The sequence below is a fragment of the Citrobacter farmeri genome (genome assembly GCF_019048065.1).
GTDB lineage: Bacteria > Pseudomonadota > Gammaproteobacteria > Enterobacterales > Enterobacteriaceae > Citrobacter_A > Citrobacter_A farmeri.
The window spans coordinates 3,033,176-3,053,683 of the sequence record NZ_CP077291.1 but is presented as its reverse complement, the minus strand read 5'-3'; the positions used below and the strand labels follow the sequence as shown (position 1 = coordinate 3,053,683).

Below are 20,508 nucleotides of genomic sequence, written 5' to 3'. Positions count from 1 at the left end.
CATTCAGACTCAGTACGTTTAATGAATATCCAGGCAGGCCGAGAATAAAAGTGTTCGTCCATAGGGTAAAGAGGGATTGTCTTATTTGCCTGTCAATTGAAGGTGTTTCAGGCAACCGCTTGCGATTTTTCACACAGAGTAACGGCATTAACTTAGATTAACCTTAAACCTGGGGGGCGGATTTTCCTGAGCGGGTAAAAATGTGCGCATTTTGCTTTTACCACGCATAATTCACTATCTCAGGTGAGGCACTTTCATTACACTTTGCGCGATTTTTTATTGGCGAAGAGATTGCATGCAAAACCGTTTACAACAAGGTGCCCGTCTTGGACGTCAGGCGCTGCTTTTCCCTCTCTGTCTGGTGCTCTACGAATTCTCCACCTACATTGGTAACGATATGATCCAACCCGGCATGCTGGCGGTGGTGGAACAATATCAGGCGGGGATCGACTGGGTGCCGACCTCCATGACTGCCTATCTGGCCGGGGGCATGTTTCTGCAATGGCTGCTCGGGCCGTTGTCGGATCGAGTGGGCCGTCGTCCGGTGATGTTAGCGGGCGTGGTGTGGTTTATTGTGACCTGCCTGGCGACGCTGCTGGCGCAAAACATTGAACAATTTACGCTGCTGCGTTTTTTACAGGGTATCAGCCTGTGCTTTATTGGCGCGGTGGGCTATGCGGCAATTCAGGAGTCTTTTGAAGAGGCGGTGTGCATCAAAATCACGGCGCTGATGGCGAACGTCGCGCTAATAGCGCCACTGCTGGGCCCCCTGGTGGGGGCAGCCTGGGTGCATGTCCTGCCGTGGGAAGGCATGTTTGTGCTGTTCGCCGCGCTGGCGGCGATCGCATTCTTTGGCCTGCAACGGGCGATGCCGGAGACCGCAACGCGGCTTGGCGAACCGCTGTCACTGAAAGCGCTGGGCAGCGATTACAAACTTGTGCTGAAAAATGGTCGCTTTGTCGCCGGCGCGCTGGCGCTGGGATTTGTCAGTCTGCCGCTGCTGGCCTGGATTGCACAGTCGCCGATTATTATTATCAGCGGCGAGCAACTTAGTAGCTACGAATATGGACTGCTACAGGTCCCCATTTTTGGTGCGCTGATCGCCGGGAACCTCGTGCTGGCACGCCTGACCTCGCGACGTACGGTACGTTCGCTCATCATCATGGGCGGCTGGCCGATTATGCTCGGGTTAATGATCGCCGCAGCGGCAACGGTAGTCGCGTCTCACGCCTATCTGTGGATGACGGCAGGACTGAGCGTTTACGCCTTCGGCATTGGCGTAGCAAATGCCGGACTGGTGCGCCTCACGCTGTTCGCCAGCGACATGAGTAAAGGCACGGTTTCCGCAGCGATGGGGATGCTGCAAATGCTGATCTTCACCATCGGGATTGAGCTGAGTAAATACGCCTGGCTGGGCGGAGGGAACGGCCTGTTCAGTCTGTTCAACCTGGCAAACGGTATTCTCTGGCTGCTGCTGATGGTGATCTTTCTGAAGGATAAGCAGATTGGGAATACGCGGGAAGGGTAAGTGAGATTTCAGGCCTACAGCATGTCGCGCTGCAGGCCCGGGCGGCGAAGCGCCAGCAGCGTTAATTAAACGGCGCTTCGTTCTTCAGGACGCAATCAATAATGTCCAGAACACCTTCCTTGTTGTTCGAGCCCGCGCGGTATTTCGCGGCCTTCGCCACAACATCTGCCGCATTTTCCATCGCAAAACTGAAGCCTGCCTGGCGTAGCATTTCAAGATCGTTGCCGCCGTCGCCAAACACCACCACGTCCTTATCATCAATCCCCCAACGCTGCTGGAGCAGGCGCAGACCGTTCGCTTTGTGAACGCCAGGGATAATGAGATCGATGCTGCCATACCCGGTGTGAACGGGCACCATGATATCGCCAATAGCGTCGTGCAGCGCTTGCTGAACTTCCGGGATCCTGTCATCAGAGATGTTGAGGCCAAATTTGAAAAACACATCATTAATATTGTCGAAGTCATCCACGAACTCGAGGCGGTGATAGTACATGCCCGCAGTGGCTTTCATCTCGTCGTTGTACGTTTTCAGGGTATACGCGCTGTGCTTACCGCAGGCGATGATCTCTACATCGGCGCGGGTCAACAGATGGTCGACAATGGCGGTAAAATCGGCCTTCGCCAGATCGCCGTTGAAAATATCCTGACCTTCGCTCACCACCCAACCGCCGTTTTCGGCAACAAAGGAGATCTCATGGGCAATCTCAGGAAAGAAAGAGATGAGCTGGTAATACTGGTTGCCGCTGGCGACCGCAAAACGAATACCTTGTGTTTTCATCTGCTGATACTGCGTCAGAAAACGTTCGCGATTATAGGTCTTTTGATCGCTCAGAAAGGTGCCATCCATATCGACTGCAATTAACTTAATACCCATTTATCCCTTCTCCATCGCAGTTTGTGTCGTTGAATTTGGTTTGGCAACGGCTCTGGCAACAACGGCGGCCAGCAGCACCAGCGCCAGCACCACCAACATAGCGCTGCGCAAGCCGTAGTGTTCGCCGAGGTAGCCCAGCAGCGGAGGGCCAACGAGAAATGCCAGATAGCCGGTAGTTGCCACGACGCTGACGCGCGTGGGCGCATCCGGCCCCGTATCGCTGGCCGCTGAAATCGTTAACGGGAAGCCGAGCGATGCCCCCAGACCCCACAGGACCACGGAGACTCCCGCTACCCAGGCGCTGTCGACGAAAATAATCAAACCGATCCCAAGCGCCCCCATCAGGGCGCTGGCGCGCACCACCGCCACGCGGCTGTAGCGGTCAATAAACCAGCCGCCGGTAAAGCGTCCGACGGTCATCCCGAGCGTGAAGCCCGCGTAAATCAGTGAACCAGAGGTCGGGCTAAAACCGTGGCCGTCCACCATCAGCAGCGGCAACCAGTCGTTGGCGGAGCCTTCGGCAAATGCCATCGCCAGCACCACAACGCCAATCAACAGCAACTGGACATCACGCCAGAAAGGGACGCCTTTCTCTTCGTGATGAGACCCGTCGCTGGCGTTTTTACCTGTCCCGTCGGGAATGGCTTTGATCGCAATAAAAATCGGCGCAATTGCCACCAGCGAGGCCAGCACTATATGGGTGGTTGCCGCGACGCCAAAGGCCGTCAGCGCCATCCCGACGCCTGCGCCCGCCAGCGTGCCGAAGCTGTAAAATCCATGCATCATCGGCAGCACGGTTTTGTTCATCTCACGTTCGACGGCCGCTCCTTCAATATTGATCGCCACTTCCGCAGAGCCGAAACTGGCACCGAATACGCCTAAACCCAGCGCAAACAACAGCGGTGAGGTCAACCATAGCGCCAGACTCAACACCAGCATCCCTACAATCGCGCAGGACATGGTGGTGCGAATCACTTTTCGCGTGCCAAATCGTTTCACCAGCCAGGCCGAACAAAGGATGCCGCTCATCGAACCTATCGAGAGGCCAAACAGCACCGCCCCCATTTCCGCCGTCGAGACCGAGAGCGTGTCACGAATGGCAGGCGTACGCGTGGCCCAGGAGGCCATAAGCAGGCCGGGCAAAAAGAAGAACATAAAAAGCGCCCAGGTTCGGCGTTGCAGGGCTTTGCGTGAAGAGATGGCAGTCATAATTCCAGATCGGCAGATAAAGAGAAGAAGACAACATTAGCAAGCTTGTGTACATTTGTACATAAACCTGTAGAAAGGAGTAAACGTGCGACGTGCTAACGATCCGCAGCGGCGAGAGAAAATCGTCGCCGCGACGCTGGAAGCAGTGAAAGTGCATGGCATTCATGCTGTGACGCACCGAAAAATCGCCGCGATGGCCGGGGTGCCACTGGGATCGCTGACCTACTATTTTTCCGGTATCGAAGAGTTGCTGACCGAAGCGTTCACGCTGTTTACGCAGACGATGTCCAGGCAGTATCAGAACTTTTTTACGCATGTTGCGGACGAGGAGGGGGCATGTCGCGCGATCACCGAAATGATCTACAGTTCTCAGGTCACCACGCCAGATAATATGGAACTGATGTATCAACTGTATGCCTTTGCCAATCGCAAACCCGCGTTAAAAACGGTGATGCAGAACTGGATGCAGCGCAGCCAGCAAACGCTTTCCCGGTGGTTCGAACCGGATACTGCGCGTGCGCTGGATGCCTTTATTGAAGGCATGACGCTACATTTTGCGACCGATCGGGCGCCATTGACGCGTGAAGAGATCCTGCTGATGGTTAAACGCATCGCCGGGTAAGGCTCCGTTATCCTGTTGTAGCGCCTGCAGTCATATTCACGATGGTTGCCGTCATGGCGCTGGCGCTATCCGAGGCCAGAAAGGTTGTTAGTGTCAGGAACGTTGCTGGCAGCAGAAATGGTCTTCTACGTCAACAACGTTGAATCTTGTCTGTGATCAGGGATGCGGCAGTAGCTATGAAAGAACCCTGGTCGGAAATTTTTAGTATGTCGCCCATTCATTCCATGAGTCGGTATAGATAATGTTACCGTCACAGTGCTTCCAGGTTATCTGTCCATAACGCAGTAGGATGGTTTCGAGATGCGTTCCTGTGTTTGCTCCCGGATATAGATCCGGCGTGATTGATGTTAGTTTGACACCTTCAAGAAGAATATTGAAATACTCTTGTTCCAGGCCTGCCTCATTAATTTGGTACATTTTAATTGTGGCAGACTGCAGTACTTTTCCGGTGCTTAATGCGCGGTAGAGCATTGGTGTAACGCGGTCAAATTCCTTCTGAAACATGATCGGCATATGAATACGAGTGCCTGTCAGTTTACCCGTATTACCATCAACTGGAATGTTAACGTTATGCGTGAACGATTTCATTTCAATAGCACCTTCGCGGCCCATCACAAGTGATGAACCAATCATAGGCGAACCATTTTCATCTGTCAGCCATAAATAAGCAGGGTTTGACATAAAAACTCCTTGTGAATTATTTGTTGTATTTATCAAATCTTTCCGTGAACTTCGGCAGGATAATAATAAGTATAATTGTTGATATGATTGTTAGTAGAAACCAGTAAGTTGGGAAAAAATGAAGATAAAAGAATCCAAAGGCAATAATACTTACGATAAGAAGCACCTCATTAAACAGTAGTGATAAAATGCTCTTAAACATGATATTTACTCTTTAGTGCATCATAGATTGCATCAAAATCACGATAGACCTTCATCTGAACGTTTTTGATTACATCCGAAAGAATTGGCTCAGCAAAGTAATAAAGCATTTCCAACTGTGCCGCATACAGTATTCTGTAATATTTCGAGTCTAATGCCTTTAGCCTGCGAGCCGCCATGGCACAGTGTTGCTCTGTACCAAAGAGTTGAAAGGCCGTGACTACGTTCGGGACTCTTGCAGCTAAACGTTCAACAACAGCCTGTGCTACAGGGTTGGAGGAGGAAAGTGTTTCAGAAAAAGCAAGGGTTACACCGGATCGTACTGCCCTACTGACTGTACCGCCAGCAACGAGTTTTGTAATCTTTGTATCCGCGTTGCGAACACTGCTTTTCTTATTGCCATTCCTGGTATCTTCTATAACCATTTCGAAATAGAGATAGAGCATTTCGCCGATCACATCCCGATAACGATAGATGGAATAAATATTCATCCACATTCGTTTTTCTTCGGAGAGCAACTCCTGACAAACGTCCTGATATTTTGGTAGCAAGCAGGAAGAATACCAACTTGCTCGTTCAATGCCCGAGTAGAGATCTGACCCGATTCCTTTTAGCGCCTTCCATGTGCTGGTAACACCCTGCTGTCCGTATATAGCTAGCTGGCGATCGCTTTGAAACTTCATCTTTAAATAATCTGACGCCTGCATAAATATATCCTTACTTTCCTTGTTGCTAATGTTGAATATACGCTGAAAAAGCAACAGTTCAAAACTTTTTGTATTGAATCCTGTAATTCATTTAAGATTTGTATTTAAATTATTACTTTCTAAAATAACAACTATCTCCTGACTAAGGTTGTTCGTATAGATCATGATGGGTACATTGCTTCAACCCTTTGTATAATTTATAAATTTGTGACAGGGCTTTTGTTGAGAAATGCAGCGATTTACAACGCAGTGATTTGCGAGAATGGATAGTCAATGGGTTCTGGTAAGTATTGGATAAGCAACAACGACATCTTTGGACCGAAAGCGTCAGGCCGTTTATGGGGCGCAGGAGGATATATTTATGGTCTGAGAAATTCTGGTAAATGCTGGATAAGCACTAATTACATTTATGCTCCTAAGCATGGCAGGAAGTTTTGGAACAGTGGTAGCTCTCTTTACGGCCTTTCCGGACCAGAGATGCCCTGGATGTCGTAGCGCAGCCGCCATGTTGTCGCTACTCGTACCGAAGTAGTGCTCTTATGATTTGATTTTAAAGGTATAACTTTCAGGCAACAAAAAACCCATCAACCTTGAACCAAAACGGCGGGGTTGATGGGCTCCACAAATTGGGGACATCAAAGAAAAGCAGTGGCACTAGTTATGACTGACGCCTTGAGGAAAAGTTCTACGTATCTGCAAAAAATTTTCACTTAAGGGGCAACTTCAGTTTTATCCTAAGCCTGGCCAGATGATGATGATGAGTGTCCCTGCCAGTGTCAGCAGCACGTTGGCTATCGCGTAGGTGCCAGCATAACCGAGTGCCGGGATGTTGCTGCGTGCGGTATCGCTGATGATTTCCATCGCGGGTGCACAGGTACGTGCCCCCATCATGGCACCAAAAAGGAGTGCCCGGTTCATGCGCAGAACATAAGCACCGAACAGGAAGCAAATGATCACTGGCACCAGACTGACGATCAGCCCGGCAATCAGCATTTGACCACCGATCGCTCCCAGACCATGACCAATGCCGCTGCCCGCGCTCAGGCCAACGCCTGCCATGAAGACCATTAGGCCGAACTCTTTCACCATATTCAGTGCGCCCTGCGGGATGTAACCAAACGTGGGATGGTTTGCTCGCAGGAAGCCCAGCATGATCCCGGCGAACAGCAACCCTGCCGCATTACCAATGCCGAAACTGAAGTTGCTGAACTGGAAGGTGATCATGCCGATCATCAGACCAATAATAAAGAATGCGCAGAAGGCCAGCAGATCGGTAACCTGGCTGTGAATCGAGATAAAGCCGATGCGGTCGGCGATTGTTTTTACGCGACGCGCATCGCCGCTGACCTGCAATACGTCGCCTTTGTTGAGTACCACGTTGTCATCAATTGGCATTTCAATCTGCGAACGAATCACGCGGTTCAGGAAGCAGCCGTGGTCGGTGAGCTTCAGTTGAGCAAGCCGGCGTCCCACCGCGTTGTGGTTTTTCACTACGATTTCTTCCGTGACGATCCGCATGTCGAGCAGGTCACGGTCGAAAACCTCTTTGCCGTTACGAAAGCTGGGGTCGAGACGGGCATGAGCATCCGGATAGCCGACAAGCGCAATCTCATCGCCCATCTGCAATACCGCATCGCCGTCCGGGTTTGCCAGAATACCGTTGCGACGGATGCGTTCAATGTAGCAACCGGTCGCGCGGTAAATACCGAGCTCACGCAGGTTTTTTCCATCGGTCCAGGCTACCAGTTCAGGGCCGACACGGTAAGCGCGAATGACCGGCAGGTATACCTTCCGGTTCGTGTCAGTGTCCAGGCCGCGTTCACGGGCAATCTGCTGGGCACTGGTTTGTAGATCCTGATGCTGTAATTTCGGCAGATAGCGTGCGCCGACGATCAGACTGACCAGGCCAATCAGGTAAGTCAGCGCGTAGCCCAGACTCAGGTTATCCAGCGCCCTGGAAAGCTGCGCACTCTCCATCCCGAAATGGCGTAACGTATCGCCAGCGCCAACCAGAACGGGGGTAGACGTCATTGAGCCTGCCAGCATACCGGCCGTCAGGCCGATGTCCCAGCCGAATAGCTTACCCAGCCCCAGGGCGATCAGCAGCGCACTGCCGACCATTACCAGAGCCAGCATCAGGTAATTTTTCCCATCCCGAAAAAAAATGGAAAAAAAGTTAGGACCCGCCTCGACGCCGACACAAAAAATAAACAGCATGAAGCCCAAATTCAGTGCGTCGGTGTTAATACTGAAATGCTGTTGCCCTAATAAGAGAGAGACGACTAAAACGCCAATGGAATTACCCAGTTGGACAGAACCCAGTCGCAATTTACCGAGACACAGGCCGAGAGCCAGTACAACAAATAATAACAGGATGTAATTCCCATTTAACAAATCGGCGACGTTTATATTCACGGAGACTAACTTCTTGTTTACGAGTAAGCTGTTGAAAGAAATGGTTATTTAGGCTACTGTTTTTGCCATCAATTAAGGGGATTGTTACATATTCACGCCCCGAATATAAGCAACACAACAATATATTTGGTTAGTTTAATCTCATTACGTATCAACGGCTATAAGAATCGTGTTGGCGTATTTTGGCACGGAATGCTGAACGGCTTTATCTGACTGGACGCCACTGGCGAAAAGTGTGTTCGATAGAGACAGTGTCAGGAGAAATGATTGAAATATAAACATGGTTGGGTAGGTGCGGTCTGCTGCTTTGTGCTCTTTGTGGTTGTCTGTCTTTTTCTGACGATGAACATGAAAGGGGCATTTCGGGCCGCCGGGCATCCAGAAATGGGACTACTGTTTTTTACGCTGCCAGGCGCGGTGGCCAGTTTTTGCTCTCATCGTCGGGAGGTGATCAAACCGCTCCTCGGTGCGATGCTTGCAGCACCTTGTTGTTTGCTGCTGACGCGTCTTTTCTTTACGCCCACTCGCTCGCTATGGCAGGAGATGGCGTGGTTATTCAGCGCGGTGTTCTGGTGTGCGTTGGGTGCCTTGTGCTTCCTGTTCATCAGTAGCCTGTTCAGGCCGCGACAGCGAAAAAATCAATAACGCCCTCCGAAGAGGGCGTTATTACATCACTCACAGCACTCAGGCGAACAGGTTCAGATTCTCTTTCGCCCAGGCTTCAAAATCGGTGCAACCGCCGATGTGTTTCTGATCGACAAAAATCTGCGGCACGGTTTCAACCGGTTTACCGACGGTCTTTTCCAGATCCGCTTTGGTGATGCCTTCCGCGTGGATGTCGATGTAGCGATAGTTGAAATCTTCGCGCTCGTTGCTCAGTTTTTCTGCCAGTTCTTTTGCGCGGACACAGTAAGGGCAACCCGGGCGGCCAAAAATAACGGTGAACATTGTAGTCTCTCTCCTCGAACTCAAAGCCTGACGGCGAATGGCTGCTATGATGACGCTAATCGTCAGCCTTGAACAGTAGGTTGCACCTTTTACTTTGATACATTTAGTCTATATCTGTTAAACACATTCACGCTGAACGCCTTACACTATGTCTCACAAAAGAGGGCTTCCTGTGCGTACGATTGGCGCGTTACCGAAAAGTGTATTGATTCTTGAAGTGGTGGGGATGGTGCTTCTGGCGCTGGCTTTGCTGTCGCTGAATCGCTATCTGACGCTTCCCGCCCCGTTTAACACCTCGCTTGCGGTCGTCGCCATGCTTTTTCTGGGCGTACTGTTAATGATCCCAGCCGCGCTGGTGTTCGTCTGGCACGTCGCGCAGCGGCTGGCGCCACAGTTGATGAAGCCCTCATCCGATTCATCCCATTCAGACAGAGAAAAAAAGAATGACTCCAACCATTAACCTTCTGCGTCGTCACCGTTCGATTCGTCATTACACCGATCAACCGATTACGCCTGAGCAGCGAGAAGCGATTCTGGCTGCCGCTCAGGCGACGTCCAGCTCCAGCTTTTTGCAGTGTACGTCAATCATTCGCATTACCGATCCCGCGCTACGTGACGCGCTGGTGCCATTAACCGGGGGTCAGCAGCATGTTGCACAGGCTGCCGAGTTTTGGGTTTTCTGCGCGGATTTCAATCGCCATCTGCAGATTTGTCCTGAAGCGCAATTAGGTCTTGCAGAGCAGTTGCTGCTGGGGGTGGTGGATACGGCGATGATGGCGCAAAACGCGCTGACGGCGGCGGAATCCCTGGGGCTGGGCGGGGTCTATATCGGAGGGCTGCGCAATAACATCGAGTCTGTCACCGAATTACTGGCACTGCCAAAACACGTATTGCCGCTGTTTGGATTGTGCCTGGGCTGGCCTGCCGATAACCCGGATCTGAAACCGCGCCTGCCAGCGGCGATTGTGATGCACGAGAACCACTATCAGCCGCTCGACAAGGATGCGCTGGCAGACTATGACGAACAGCTCGCGCAATATTATCTCAACCGCGGCAGCAATACCCGTCGTGACACCTGGAGCGATCATATCCGCCGCACGCTGATTAAGGAAAATCGTCCATTTATCCTGGAATATTTGCATAAACAGGGTTGGGCCACGCGCTAAAAATTCCGCCGCTGTGTATGATACACGGGATGTTGATCGGGTTATGCAGAGAGGTGCAGGGTGAAAATTGCCATATTGTCCCGGGATGGAACGCTCTATTCATGTAAGCGCCTGCGGGAAGCCGCGATGAAGCGCGGCCATCTGGTCGAAATACTCGATCCGCTTTCCTGCTATATGAACATCAATCCGGCAGCGTCATCGATTCACTATAAAGGGCGCAAATTGCCTCATTTTGATGCTGTCATCCCGCGTATCGGTTCGGCTATCACCTTTTACGGGACGGCGGCGCTGCGCCAGTTTGAAATGCTGGGTAGTTATCCGCTAAATGAATCCGTGGCGATTACCCGCGCGCGCGATAAGCTGCGCTCGTTGCAGTTGCTGGCACGTCAGGGCATCGATCTCCCGATTACCGGCATTGCTCACTCGCCGGATGACACCAGCGATCTGATCGATATGGTCGGCGGTGCGCCGCTGGTGGTGAAGTTGGTGGAAGGCACTCAGGGGATTGGCGTGGTGTTAGCCGAAACCCGTCAGGCCGCTGAGAGCGTCGTGGATGCCTTCCGGGGGCTTAACGCCCACATTCTGGTGCAGGAATATATTCAAGAGGCCAAAGGTCGCGATATTCGCTGCCTGGTGGTGGGGGACGAGGTGGTCGCCGCTATCGAACGGCGGGCGAAAGACGGCGACTTTCGCTCTAATCTGCATCGCGGCGGCGTGGCCTGCATTGCCAACATTACCCCCCGTGAACGAGAGATTGCGATAAAAGCCGCGCAGACGATGGCGCTTGATGTCGCCGGTGTCGATATTTTACGCGCCGAGCGCGGCCCGCTGGTGATGGAGGTGAATGCATCTCCGGGTCTGGAAGGGATCGAAAAAACCACCGGCATCGATATCGCCGGACGAATGATTCAGTGGATCGAGCGCCACGCGACGTCTGAATTTTGTCTCAAAACGGGTGGCTAGTCTTAATATCGCCGATGATCGTGGAATGACGAACACTTTTTGCGTAAGCTGTGCCGGTATTTTTTCATCGCAAGAGGTAGCACATTATTATGACAGAATTGGTCGTTCCCACTCTGGATACGTTGCGGCAATGGCTCGACGACCTGGGCATGAGTTTTTTTGAATGTGATACCTGCCAGGCACTGCATTTACCTCACATGCAAAATTTTGACGGCATCTACGATGCGAAGTTAGATCTCGTCGATAATACACTGCTGTTTTCCGCGATGGCGGAAGTGAGGCCTTCTGCGTTACTGCCACTGGCGGCGGATCTGTCTGCCATTAATGCCAGCTCCCTCACCGTAAAAGCGTTTCTGGATATGCAGGATGATAATCTGCCAAAGCTGGTGGTTTGCCAGTCTTTATCCGTTATGCAGGGGGTGACTTACGCGCAGTTTGAATGGTTCGTACGCCAGAGCGAAGAGCAGATATCCATGGTCATTCTGGAAGCTGGCGCGCACCAGATGCTGTTCACGGCCGAAGAAGAGACGCAAAAAAGCGGCGCTGAGAACCATTTTCTTCACTGATTTCAACTTGAAGTATGACCGTATAGCGCAGTCGCTGCCAGAGTGGCTGCGGTTTACGTTCTTTTATTCTGCATTTAACCTTTATTTAAAGAATTATTCACCTCCTTTCCCGCCGTTTCGCTTTATCACATAGACATAAATTGCATAAAAAATTGATAAAAGGCGTTTTTTAATCTGGGCTATAGCCTGAAACCCTGGCTAAAGTTATTCTTGCGAAGCTTAATCACAGCGAGCAATAACGGTTGGGGGAGCGTCAACTCTTCCTGGTGTTTACCGAATGACAAACTATGCACGTTTCTTGCATAGCCTTGAGTGCAACTTTTTTGGTTCGTTTGTTAACGAACTTTCATAAGGAAAGAGATTATGACCGCCTTAAATAAAAAATGGCTATCGGGTCTGGTTGCGGGCGCTCTGATGGCCGTCTCTGCCGGCACGCTCGCTGCGGAACAAAAAACACTCCATATCTATAACTGGTCTGACTATATTGCGCCGGATACGGTTGCTAATTTTGAGAAAGAGACCGGCATCAAAGTCGTCTACGACGTTTTTGACTCCAACGAAGTGCTGGAAGGCAAACTGATGGCTGGCAGCACCGGTTTTGACCTGGTGGTGCCTTCCGCGAGCTTCCTTGAGCGCCAGTTGACGGCAGGGGTCTTTCAGCCGCTGGATAAGAGCAAGCTGCCGGGCTGGAAAAACCTCGATCCGGAACTGCTGAAACTGGTCGCCAAACATGACCCGGACAATAAATTTGCCATGCCGTATATGTGGGCAACCACCGGTATTGGCTATAACGTCGATAAAGTGAAAGCGGTGCTCGGTGCAGATGCTCCGGTCAACAGCTGGGATCTGGTGCTGAAGCCGGAAAATCTCGAAAAGCTGAAGAGCTGCGGCGTCTCTTTCCTCGATGCGCCGGAAGAGGTGTTTGCAACCGTGCTGAACTATCTGGGTAAAGATCCGAACAGCACCAAAGCGGACGATTACACGGGCCCGGCCACCGATCTGCTGCTTAAGCTGCGTCCGAATATCCGCTACTTCCACTCCTCGCAGTACATCAACGACCTGGCGAATGGCGACACCTGCGTGGCGATTGGTTGGGCAGGGGATGTCTGGCAGGCCGCCAACCGGGCGAAAGAGGCGAAAAATGGCGTCAATATCTCCTTCTCGATTCCAAAAGAAGGGGCGATGGCCTTCTTTGACGTTTTCGCGATGCCGGCAGATGCCAAAAATAAAGACGAGGCCTATCAGTTCCTCAACTATTTACTGCGTCCGGACGTGATTGCGCATATCTCTGACCATGTGTTCTACGCGAATGCTAACAAAGAGGCGACGGCGCTGGTGAGTCCTGAAGTGCGTGATAATCCAGGCATTTATCCGCCAGCAGACGTACGCGCGAAAATGTTTACCCTGAAAGTTCAGGATCCGAAGATTGACCGCGTCCGTACGCGTGCCTGGACCAAGGTGAAGAGCGGTAAATAATCCGCCGTTGAAGAGCCGGGTACGCGCTGCGTTACCCGGCAAAACGCACCTTTTAAGTGCGTTTGCACCATGATTTGTTGCTGCCGGAGAGCACCCCGTGAATGATGCCACCCCACGCCCGCAGGCGAAAACCCGTAAAGCGCTGACGCCGCTCCTCGAAATCCGCAATCTGACCAAATCCTTCGAAGGTCAGCACGCTGTCGATGATGTGAGTCTGACTATTTATAAAGGCGAAATCTTTGCCCTGCTGGGCGCATCAGGCTGTGGAAAATCCACGCTACTGCGCATGCTGGCAGGGTTTGAACAACCCACGACCGGACAAATTATGTTGGACGGTGTTGACCTGTCCCAGGTGCCGCCTTATTTACGGCCCATCAACATGATGTTTCAGTCCTATGCGCTGTTTCCCCATATGACGGTCGAACAGAATATCGCCTTTGGCCTGAAGCAGGACAAATTGCCGAAAGCGGAAATCACCAGCCGGGTCGAAGAGATGCTGGGTCTGGTGCATATGCAAGAGTTCGCCAAACGCAAGCCGCATCAGCTTTCCGGCGGCCAGCGTCAGCGTGTGGCTCTGGCGCGAAGCCTGGCAAAACGGCCCAAACTCCTGTTACTCGACGAGCCGATGGGCGCGCTGGATAAAAAGCTACGCGACCGTATGCAGCTCGAAGTGGTCGATATCCTTGAGCGCGTCGGCGTGACCTGCGTGATGGTGACGCACGATCAGGAAGAGGCGATGACCATGGCCGGGCGCATTGCCATTATGAACCGCGGTAAGTTCGTGCAAATTGGTGAGCCAGAAGAGATTTATGAGCATCCAACCACCCGCTACAGTGCAGAGTTTATCGGCTCGGTGAACGTGTTTGAGGGAGTTATCAAAGAGCGTCAGGATGACGGTCTGGTGCTGTATTCCCCAGGACTTGTGCATCCGCTGAAGGTCGATCCGGATGCGTCGGTGGTGGACAACGTGCCAGTTCACGTGGCGCTGCGCCCGGAAAAGATCATGCTGTGTGATGAGCCACCTGCCGACGGATTTAACTTCGCCGTTGGCGAAGTGGTGCACATTGCCTATCTTGGCGATCTCTCCATTTATCACGTTCGTCTGAAAAGCGGACAGATGATCAGTGCTCAGTTGCAGAATGCTCACCGTTATCGCAAAGGTCTGCCGACCTGGGGCGATGAGGTGCGTTTGTGCTGGGATGCGGACAGCTGTGTGGTGTTGACGGTTTAAGGAGTGAAGATGAGTACACTTGAACCTCCGGCACGCGTGGAAAAGCCGGGCGGCTTTACGCTCTGGCTGGCGCGTGTGCAGATGAAACACGGGCGCAAACTGGTGATTGCGCTGCCTTACGTCTGGTTGATCCTGCTGTTCCTGCTGCCTTTCCTGATCGTCTTTAAAATCAGTCTCGCGGAGATGGCGCGGGCGATCCCGCCGTATACCGAACTGATGGCGTGGGCTGATGGGCAACTGTCGATCACCCTTAATCTCGGTAACTTCCTGCAGCTAACGGACGATCCGCTCTATTTTGACGCCTATTTGCAGTCGCTACAGGTGGCGGGGATTTCGACGCTTTGCTGTCTGCTGTTGGGCTATCCGCTGGCGTGGGCGGTGGCGCACAGCAAGCCGTCAACGCGTAATATTTTGCTGTTGCTGGTGATCCTGCCATCGTGGACCTCGTTTCTGATCCGCGTGTATGCCTGGATGGGGATCCTGAAAAATAACGGCGTGCTGAATAACTTTCTCCTGTGGCTGGGGGTGATTGACCAGCCGCTGACCATTCTGCACACCAATCTGGCGGTGTATATCGGCATTGTCTATGCCTATTTGCCGTTTATGGTGCTGCCGATTTATACCGCCCTGACGCGAATTGATTATTCGCTGGTGGAAGCGTCGTTGGATCTGGGCGCGCGCCCGCTGAAAACCTTCTTTAGCGTGATTGTCCCGCTGACCAAAGGCGGCATTATTGCCGGTTCCATGCTGGTGTTCATTCCGGCGGTGGGGGAGTTTGTGATCCCGGAACTGCTCGGCGGACCAGACAGCATCATGATTGGGCGTGTGCTATGGCAAGAGTTCTTTAACAACCGCGACTGGCCGGTGGCCTCTGCGGTCGCGATCGTCATGCTATTGCTATTGATCGTACCGATTATGTGGTTCCACAAACATCAGCAAAAAAGTGGAGGGGTCCACGGATGAACAACTTACCGGTAATTCGTTCGCCCTGGCGCATTGTGATTCTGGTCCTCGGATTTACTTTTCTGTATGCGCCGATGCTGATGCTGGTCATCTACTCGTTTAACAGTTCAAAGCTGGTCACGGTGTGGGCGGGATGGTCAACGCGCTGGTACGGTGAACTGTTCCGCGATAGTGCGATGATGAGCGCGGTGGGGCTGAGCCTGACGATCGCGGCCTGTGCAGCGACCATGGCGGCGATACTCGGCACGATTGCCGCCGTAGTGATGGTGCGCTTTGGCCGCTTTCGCGGGTCGAACGGGTTTGCTTTTATGATCACCGCGCCGCTGGTCATGCCGGATGTGATCACCGGCCTCTCTTTGCTGCTGCTCTTTGTTGCGCTGGGCCACGCGATTGGCTGGCCGTCAGATCGTGGAATGTTGACCATCTGGCTGGCGCACGTCACTTTTTGTACAGCGTATGTGGCTGTGGTCATTTCATCGCGCCTGCGTGAACTGGATCGCTCCATTGAGGAAGCCGCGATGGATCTGGGGGCGACACCGCTTAAGGTGTTCTTTGTGATTACACTGCCGATGATTATGCCGGCGGTGGTTTCCGGCTGGCTGCTGGCGTTTACGTTGTCGCTGGACGATCTGGTTATCGCCAGCTTTGTCTCCGGGCCGGGCGCTACGACGTTACCCATGCTGGTCTTCTCCAGCGTGCGAATGGGCGTTAACCCGGAAATCAACGCCCTGGCGACGCTGATCCTCGGCGTGGTCGGAATTGTCGGTTTTATCGCCTGGTATCTGATGGCACGTACGGAAAAACAGCGGATCCGCGATATCCAGCGTGCAAGACGTGACTGAAGGCACTAAAATCTGCCAACCTGGCTACACAATGCCGCGCTCGTCGCGGCATTGTTTTCATGGAAGACGATTCGTTGGGATTTTTTAAAAAATCATCCTCATCACATGCCCGCCTGAATGTACCTGCGCTGGTGCAGGTGGCGGCGCTCGCCATTATTATGATCCGCGGGCTCGACCTGCTGATGATCTTTAACACGCTTGGTGTTCGCGGACTGGCTGAATTTATTCATCGCAGTGTACAAACCTGGAGTTTGACGCTGGTTTTTCTGGGTAGTCTGGTGCTGGTGTTTGTTGAGATCGGCTGCGCATTTTCGCTGGTGAAAGGGCGTAACTGGGCGCGGTGGGTGTATCTCCTCACGCAGGTGATTGCCGCAGGCTATTTGTGGGCGGCCTCACTGGGATACGGCTATCCGGAACTGTTCAGTATTGCCGGATCGTCAAAGCGTGAGATCCTGCATACGCTGGTGATGCAAAAACTCCCTGATATGCTGGTTTTGCTGTTGCTGTATGTGCCAGCCACGAGTCGGCGGTTCTTCCGTTTGCAATAATGTGTATAATCGTCGCCCCTGATCATCTGAAGGTTTTTGTATGCAGTGCGCACTCTATGACGCCGATCGCTGTCGCTCTTGTCAGTGGATAACACAACCGATCCGCGATCAACTCTCAGCTAAAACCGCCGATCTGCAGCATCTGCTTGCCGATTTCCCGGTTGGTGAGTGGTGTGCGCCGGTCAGCGGCCCGGAAAAGGCGTTTCGCAATAAAGCGAAAATGGTTGTCAGTGGGAGTGTAGAGAAACCGCTGCTGGGAATGCTTCATCGCGATGGGACGCCGGAAGATCTGTGCGATTGCCCGCTCTATCCTGCCTCGTTTGCACCCGTGTTTGCCGCGCTGAAGCCGTTCATTGCGCGCGCCGGATTAACCCCCTATAACGTGGCGCGCAAGCGTGGGGAGCTGAAATTCCTCCTGCTGACAGAAAGTCAGTTTAATGGCGCGATGATGCTGCGCTTTGTTCTGCGTTCTGAACATAAACTGGCACAATTACGGGCGGCACTGCCGTGGTTGCAGGCGCAACTGCCGCAACTGAAGGTCATCAGCGTCAATCTCCAGCCGGTGCATATGGCGATTATGGAAGGGGAGACGGAAATCTTCCTGACCGAACAGCAGGCGCTGGCGGAGCGGTTTAACGACGTGCCGCTGTGGATCCGTCCGCAAAGTTTCTTCCAGACCAATCCTGCGGTGGCAAGCCAGCTGTATGCAACAGCACGGGACTGGGTGCGACAACTGCCGGTAAGTCACATGTGGGATCTGTTCTGTGGTGTCGGTGGTTTTGGCCTGCACTGCGCGACGCCAGACATGCAGTTGACCGGCATCGAAATCGCGCCGGAAGCCATCGCCTGTGCCAGACAGTCTGCGGCGGAACTGGGTTTAACCAATCTTCATTTTCAGGCGCTGGATTCGACGCAATTTGCCACGGAACAAGGGGCGGTGCCGGAACTGGTGCTGGTGAATCCGCCGCGACGTGGCATCGGCAAACCGCTCTGCGATTACCTGACGCAGATGGCGCCGCAGTTCATTATTTATTCCAGTTGTAATGCGAAGACGATGGCAAAAGATATTTCCACGTTGCCAGGCTACCGTATTGCACGGATACAGCTGTTCGATATGTTCCCGCATACCGCGCATTATGAAGTGCTGACATTGTTGTTGAGGGACTAGTCACGGTTTGCCGGATGGCGGCGCTGGCGCCTTATCCGGCCTACGAACGGTGCAGATAGTGTAGGCCTGATAAGCGTAGCGTCATCAGGCATTCTACCGCCAGCGACTCGACTTATTGCGGGAACCACTGGTCGTTTATTTTTTGATAAGTGCCGTCGGCTTTAATGGCCGCCAGTGCAGCATTGAGTTTTTCCAGCAGCACTTTGTTGTCCGGGCGTACCGCGATGCCAAGGCCAGTACCAAAGTATTGCGGATCGGTCACTTTCTCGGTTGCTGGCCCCAGTTGTGGGTTGGTTTTCAGCCACTCGTTTACCACAGCGGTATCACCGAACACGCCATCAATACGACCATTTTTCAGGTCGATAAACGCATTCTGATAGCTGTCATAGGCTACCGTTTTCACTTCCGGATGCTTATCCTGCAAGTACTTCTGGTGGGTGGTGCCGTTTTCCATCCCAATGCGTTTGCCTTTCAGATCGGCAAAGGTTTTGTAGGTATCTTTCTTCGAAATTACCAGCGCCGAGTTAGCATAGTAGGGGGTTGTAAACGCCACCTGTTTGCTCCGCTCCGGCGTGATGTCCATACCCGAAATGACCGCATCATATTTCTTGAATTTAAGTGCCGGAATCAGGCTGTCAAACGCATGGTTGGTAAAAGTACATTCTGCCTGCATCTGTTTGCACAAGGCTTTTGCCAGATCGAGGTCGAAACCGACGATTTGGTTATTCGCATCCATAGATTCGAACGGTGGATAGGTCGCAGAGACGCCGAAGCTGATTTTTTCAGCGGCGGAGGCGCCGACGGCAAAAGAGGCAAGTAATGCGGCCAGAACTAACTTTTTCATGGTTGGACTCCCGTTATGATGAAGCGCCGTTTCTGCGGCATGGATTTACAATGCCAGTAATTGAATTTATATGCAATAAAAATGAGTAACTATTTTATTAAAAATAAAAAAAGACGTGCAGGTTATAAACTTGTCCGTCTTTTGAATTGCGTTTTATGCAATAAGCTGCTTAGTTGCGGCGTTCGAAAGCCAGCGCTTTGCGCTCGATGAGACGCATCATTAACGTCAACAGTCCGTTGACGATCAGGTAGATGACGCCTGCTGCGCCGAACACCATCACATCGTAGGTGCGACCGTACAGCAACTGACCGTATCCCATTACTTCCATCAGGGTAATGGTATAAGCCAGAGAGGTACTCTTGAACACCAGTACCACTTCATTGGAATACGAGGAGAGCGCGCGTTTAAAGGCATACGGCAACAGGATAGCCAGTGTGTCTTTCTTGCTCATCCCCAGCGCGCCGCAGGACTGCCACTGACCTTCCGGAATTGCGCGGATCGCGCCATAAAACAGTTGCGTGGTATAGGCTGCACTGTTTAACGACAGCGCAATCAGTGCGCACAGCCACGGCTCCGACAGCAGATGCCACAGAACCGGATACTCTTGCAGGGACGGAAACTGACCCGGTCCGTAGTAGATCAGGAAGATCTGTACCAGCAGCGGGGTACCGGTAAACAGCGTGATATAGCCACGAACCAGCCAGACCACGACCGGCGTTTTCAGCGTCAGAACGATAGTGAAAATCAGCGCCAGAATCAGGGCGACCACAATGGACGCTACCGTCAGCGTCAGGCTGGTGTGCAGCCCTTTAAGCAGTTCAGGTAAATACTCAAACATCAGCCCGGTCTCCGCTCAAAACGTGTCGCGCGCAGGTCAATGCGTTTGAGAATGTACTGACTTACCAGCGTAATCACCAGGTAGATCGCCGCCGCGATGATGTACCAGTTAAACGGCTCCTGGGTTCGCGTGGCAATGCTCTTCGTTTGCAGCATCAGGTCGTTGACGCTGATGAGGCTCACCAGCGCGGTATCTTTCAGCAATACCAGCCACTGGTTACCCAGTCCTGGCAGCGCGTGTCGCCACATCTGCGGCATCACCAGGCGGAAGAAAATGGCGGTTTTCGACAGCCCCAGCGCCTGGCTGGACTCCCACTGACCCAGCGGTACGGCTTTCAGGGCACCGCGCAGCGTTTGTGACGCATAGGCCGCGTAGAGCAAAGAAAGGGCTATCACACCGCACAAGAAGGGGCTGACGTCGAAGTTTTCGATCTCCATTTGTACCGGAATCTGCACCACGCCCAGGTTGACAGTAAAGCCATCAGAGAGCATCAGCAGCAGTTGAGAGGAGCCGAAATAGATAAACAGCACCACCAGAATTTCCGGCAGGCCGCGTAAAATGGTGACCAGCGCGGACCCCGTCCACGCCACAGGACGCCATTTCACTGACTCCCAGACGGCGAACAGCATCGCCAGCGCCAGGCCGAGGATCAGTGCACAAACGGCAAGGCCGACGGTCATCCCGGCGGCGCTTGCAAGTGGGAAAAATTCGTTCATCA

At 52.7% G+C, this 20,508-nt stretch carries 22 protein-coding genes; 13 read left to right on the top strand and 9 right to left on the bottom strand.

Translation table 11 applies throughout. The annotated features are described in order from the left end of the window. Positions 1–295: 295 nt before the first annotated feature. Positions 296–1,528 (top strand): MFS transporter, encoded by a 1,233-nt coding sequence (locus I6L53_RS14395; protein WP_042320368.1) that lies wholly within the window; start codon positions 296–298, stop codon positions 1,526–1,528. 61 nt (positions 1,529–1,589) lie between these two features. Here I6L53_RS14395 and I6L53_RS14390 read toward each other — a convergent pair whose 3' ends face one another. Continuing rightward, complete coding sequence (locus I6L53_RS14390; RefSeq protein ID WP_042320367.1) at positions 1,590–2,402, bottom strand: Cof-type HAD-IIB family hydrolase; 813 nt, start codon at positions 2,400–2,402, stop codon at positions 1,590–1,592. Next, on the bottom strand, positions 2,403–3,611 hold the full coding sequence (locus I6L53_RS14385; protein ID WP_042320364.1) for an MFS transporter: 1,209 nt from the start codon (positions 3,609–3,611) through the stop codon (positions 2,403–2,405). It lies immediately after the preceding gene. 85 nt (positions 3,612–3,696) lie between these two features. Here I6L53_RS14385 and I6L53_RS14380 point away from each other — a divergent pair, with 85 nt between their 5' ends. After that, on the top strand, positions 3,697–4,233 hold the full coding sequence (locus tag I6L53_RS14380) for a TetR/AcrR family transcriptional regulator (protein ID WP_042320361.1): 537 nt from the start codon (positions 3,697–3,699) through the stop codon (positions 4,231–4,233). Positions 4,234–4,434: 201 nt separating this feature from the next. Here I6L53_RS14380 and I6L53_RS14375 read toward each other — a convergent pair whose 3' ends face one another. From I6L53_RS14375 to I6L53_RS14365, 3 genes are all read right to left on the bottom strand, one after another. Next, positions 4,435–4,914 carry an Hcp family type VI secretion system effector gene (locus tag I6L53_RS14375; RefSeq protein ID WP_042320359.1) on the bottom strand — a complete coding sequence of 160 codons (480 nt, stop codon included), beginning with the start codon at positions 4,912–4,914 and terminating at the stop codon, positions 4,435–4,437. Positions 4,915–5,108: 194 nt separating this feature from the next. Beyond that, positions 5,109–5,822, bottom strand: a complete 714-nt coding sequence (locus I6L53_RS14370) for a hypothetical protein (protein ID WP_042320355.1) — start codon at positions 5,820–5,822, stop codon at positions 5,109–5,111. Positions 5,823–6,551: 729 nt separating this feature from the next. Beyond that, the gene (locus tag I6L53_RS14365; RefSeq protein ID WP_042320353.1) at positions 6,552–8,237 is read right to left on the bottom strand and encodes an aspartate:alanine antiporter; all 1,686 of its coding nucleotides are present in this window, start codon (positions 8,235–8,237) and stop codon (positions 6,552–6,554) included. Positions 8,238–8,504: 267 nt separating this feature from the next. Between I6L53_RS14365 and I6L53_RS14360 the strand changes: the two genes are divergently transcribed. Continuing rightward, positions 8,505–8,882, top strand: a complete 378-nt coding sequence (locus I6L53_RS14360; RefSeq protein ID WP_042320350.1) for an inner membrane protein YbjM — start codon at positions 8,505–8,507, stop codon at positions 8,880–8,882. Positions 8,883–8,921: 39 nt separating this feature from the next. On the opposite strand, the gene I6L53_RS14355 is transcribed toward I6L53_RS14360, so the two are convergent. Further along, a complete protein-coding gene (locus I6L53_RS14355) occupies positions 8,922–9,185 on the bottom strand; it encodes a GrxA family glutaredoxin (protein WP_042284966.1) in 264 nt (87 codons plus the stop codon). A 172-nt stretch (positions 9,186–9,357) separates the two neighbouring features. Between I6L53_RS14355 and I6L53_RS14350 the strand changes: the two genes are divergently transcribed. The 10 genes from I6L53_RS14350 (at position 9,358) to rlmC (ending at position 18,108) form a co-directional block, all read left to right on the top strand. Beyond that, positions 9,358–9,645 carry a DUF1418 family protein gene (locus I6L53_RS14350; protein WP_042320347.1) on the top strand — a complete coding sequence of 96 codons (288 nt, stop codon included), beginning with the start codon at positions 9,358–9,360 and terminating at the stop codon, positions 9,643–9,645. After that, positions 9,629–10,351: an oxygen-insensitive NADPH nitroreductase gene (nfsA, locus tag I6L53_RS14345; protein ID WP_042320345.1), complete on the top strand. Its 723-nt coding sequence runs from the start codon at positions 9,629–9,631 to the stop codon at positions 10,349–10,351. Before I6L53_RS14350 ends, nfsA begins: the two co-directional genes overlap by 17 nt. 60 nt (positions 10,352–10,411) lie before the next feature. Continuing rightward, positions 10,412–11,314 (top strand): 30S ribosomal protein S6--L-glutamate ligase, encoded by a 903-nt coding sequence (gene rimK, locus I6L53_RS14340; RefSeq protein ID WP_042320344.1) that lies wholly within the window; start codon positions 10,412–10,414, stop codon positions 11,312–11,314. An 89-nt stretch (positions 11,315–11,403) separates the two neighbouring features. Next, entirely contained in the window at positions 11,404–11,880 is a 477-nt protein-coding gene (locus I6L53_RS14335) for a type III secretion system chaperone family protein (protein WP_042320341.1), read from the top strand. Positions 11,881–12,243: 363 nt separating this feature from the next. Next, a complete protein-coding gene (potF, locus tag I6L53_RS14330; RefSeq protein WP_042320338.1) occupies positions 12,244–13,356 on the top strand; it encodes a spermidine/putrescine ABC transporter substrate-binding protein PotF in 1,113 nt (370 codons plus the stop codon). 97 nt (positions 13,357–13,453) lie between these two features. Next, entirely contained in the window at positions 13,454–14,587 is a 1,134-nt protein-coding gene (gene potG / locus I6L53_RS14325) for a putrescine ABC transporter ATP-binding subunit PotG (RefSeq protein WP_042320336.1), read from the top strand. Between the two features lie 9 nt (positions 14,588–14,596). After that, complete coding sequence (gene potH / locus I6L53_RS14320) at positions 14,597–15,550, top strand: putrescine ABC transporter permease PotH (RefSeq protein ID WP_042320334.1); 954 nt, start codon at positions 14,597–14,599, stop codon at positions 15,548–15,550. Next, positions 15,547–16,392, top strand: a complete 846-nt coding sequence (potI, locus tag I6L53_RS14315) for a putrescine ABC transporter permease PotI (RefSeq protein WP_042320333.1) — start codon at positions 15,547–15,549, stop codon at positions 16,390–16,392. Before potH ends, potI begins: the two co-directional genes overlap by 4 nt. A 59-nt stretch (positions 16,393–16,451) precedes the next feature. After that, positions 16,452–16,940 (top strand): YbjO family protein, encoded by a 489-nt coding sequence (locus tag I6L53_RS14310; RefSeq protein WP_042320332.1) that lies wholly within the window; start codon positions 16,452–16,454, stop codon positions 16,938–16,940. A 40-nt stretch (positions 16,941–16,980) separates the two neighbouring features. After that, on the top strand, positions 16,981–18,108 hold the full coding sequence (gene rlmC, locus I6L53_RS14305; RefSeq protein ID WP_042320329.1) for a 23S rRNA (uracil(747)-C(5))-methyltransferase RlmC: 1,128 nt from the start codon (positions 16,981–16,983) through the stop codon (positions 18,106–18,108). 112 nt (positions 18,109–18,220) lie between these two features. Here the strand turns inward: rlmC and artJ are convergent, their stop codons facing one another. The 3 genes from artJ to artQ form a co-directional block, all read right to left on the bottom strand. Continuing rightward, positions 18,221–18,952, bottom strand: coding sequence for an arginine ABC transporter substrate-binding protein ArtJ (gene artJ, locus I6L53_RS14300; protein WP_042320327.1), 732 nt, complete (start codon positions 18,950–18,952; stop codon positions 18,221–18,223). A gap of 169 nt (positions 18,953–19,121) precedes the next feature. Beyond that, positions 19,122–19,790, bottom strand: coding sequence for an arginine ABC transporter permease ArtM (gene artM, locus I6L53_RS14295; protein WP_042320323.1), 669 nt, complete (start codon positions 19,788–19,790; stop codon positions 19,122–19,124). Then, positions 19,790–20,506 carry an arginine ABC transporter permease ArtQ gene (artQ, locus tag I6L53_RS14290; RefSeq protein WP_042320318.1) on the bottom strand — a complete coding sequence of 239 codons (717 nt, stop codon included), beginning with the start codon at positions 20,504–20,506 and terminating at the stop codon, positions 19,790–19,792. The genes artM and artQ overlap by 1 nt, the downstream gene beginning before the upstream one ends. Positions 20,507–20,508: the final 2 nt, after the last annotated feature.

Bases quoted from the DNA above. Each gene is read 5' to 3' on its own strand.
- I6L53_RS14395 (WP_042320368.1), top strand. From the start codon at position 296: ATGCAAAACCGTTTACAACAAGGTGCCCGTCTTGGACGTCAGGCGCTG.
- I6L53_RS14390 (WP_042320367.1), bottom strand. From the start codon at position 2,402: ATGGGTATTAAGTTAATTGCAGTCGATATGGATGGCACCTTTCTGAGC.
- I6L53_RS14385 (WP_042320364.1), bottom strand. From the start codon at position 3,611: ATGACTGCCATCTCTTCACGCAAAGCCCTGCAACGCCGAACCTGGGCG.
- I6L53_RS14375 (WP_042320359.1), bottom strand. From the start codon at position 4,914: ATGTCAAACCCTGCTTATTTATGGCTGACAGATGAAAATGGTTCGCCT.
- I6L53_RS14370 (WP_042320355.1), bottom strand. From the start codon at position 5,822: ATGCAGGCGTCAGATTATTTAAAGATGAAGTTTCAAAGCGATCGCCAG.
- I6L53_RS14355 (WP_042284966.1), bottom strand. From the start codon at position 9,185: ATGTTCACCGTTATTTTTGGCCGCCCGGGTTGCCCTTACTGTGTCCGC.
- nfsA (WP_042320345.1), top strand. From the start codon at position 9,629: ATGACTCCAACCATTAACCTTCTGCGTCGTCACCGTTCGATTCGTCAT.
- I6L53_RS14335 (WP_042320341.1), top strand. From the start codon at position 11,404: ATGACAGAATTGGTCGTTCCCACTCTGGATACGTTGCGGCAATGGCTC.
- potF (WP_042320338.1), top strand. From the start codon at position 12,244: ATGACCGCCTTAAATAAAAAATGGCTATCGGGTCTGGTTGCGGGCGCT.
- potH (WP_042320334.1), top strand. From the start codon at position 14,597: ATGAGTACACTTGAACCTCCGGCACGCGTGGAAAAGCCGGGCGGCTTT.
- potI (WP_042320333.1), top strand. From the start codon at position 15,547: ATGAACAACTTACCGGTAATTCGTTCGCCCTGGCGCATTGTGATTCTG.
- I6L53_RS14310 (WP_042320332.1), top strand. From the start codon at position 16,452: ATGGAAGACGATTCGTTGGGATTTTTTAAAAAATCATCCTCATCACAT.
- rlmC (WP_042320329.1), top strand. From the start codon at position 16,981: ATGCAGTGCGCACTCTATGACGCCGATCGCTGTCGCTCTTGTCAGTGG.
- artJ (WP_042320327.1), bottom strand. From the start codon at position 18,952: ATGAAAAAGTTAGTTCTGGCCGCATTACTTGCCTCTTTTGCCGTCGGC.
- artM (WP_042320323.1), bottom strand. From the start codon at position 19,790: ATGTTTGAGTATTTACCTGAACTGCTTAAAGGGCTGCACACCAGCCTG.
- artQ (WP_042320318.1), bottom strand. From the start codon at position 20,506: ATGAACGAATTTTTCCCACTTGCAAGCGCCGCCGGGATGACCGTCGGC.